Here is a 504-nt window from a genome sequence, read left to right as displayed (position 1 = left end):
GTCAGGCATCGACGAGATCACCACCCACCTCTGACGCCGACAGAAGGCGTCCCCATCCGCGGCAGAGGCGCGTTTCCCGCGGCACGGAGGGGTGGCTGCCCGTTCGGGCCGGGGATGCGGAGCCGCCTCCGAGGCATGGGTGCGGAAGGTTCATTCATCCACCCCGATCAACATGAACGAGTTTTGGCGCGGAAGCCCGGAAGACGATGGTCATGTGGGGCTCGAGTCCGTGCGCCGGTTGATGGTGTCGCCGTTCCAGGAGAGGTCGGAGTTCTCGTCGACCGGGTATGCCTCGAAGCGGTCGTCGGTGAGGATCGAGTCGATGAGCGTACGGGAGCCGGCGACGATCGTGGAGTCCCAGTCGATCTCGGTGGCGAGTACCCAGGCGTGGTCCTCCGGCCAGAGCAACTGCGGTGGTTCGTCGGTTCGCAAGCCGATGTGTCGACCCCAGCCGGGCTCTGCGAGCTCCGCGGTGTCGGTCTGGGCCAGGACATAGTCGTACCG

1 pseudogene is annotated in these 504 nt (G+C 66.3%); it reads right to left on the bottom strand.

The features are described 5' to 3' along the window. Positions 1-210 precede the first annotated feature (210 nt). Positions 211-504: pseudogene (locus IFT88_RS16745) on the bottom strand (hypothetical protein); the annotation flags it as partial.

The sequence above is a fragment of the Frigoribacterium sp. CFBP 8751 genome (assembly GCF_014841545.1).
GTDB lineage: Bacteria > Actinomycetota > Actinomycetes > Actinomycetales > Microbacteriaceae > Frigoribacterium.
Note: the sequence above shows the minus strand (reverse complement) of the source record. Positions and strands in the feature narration are given on the sequence as shown.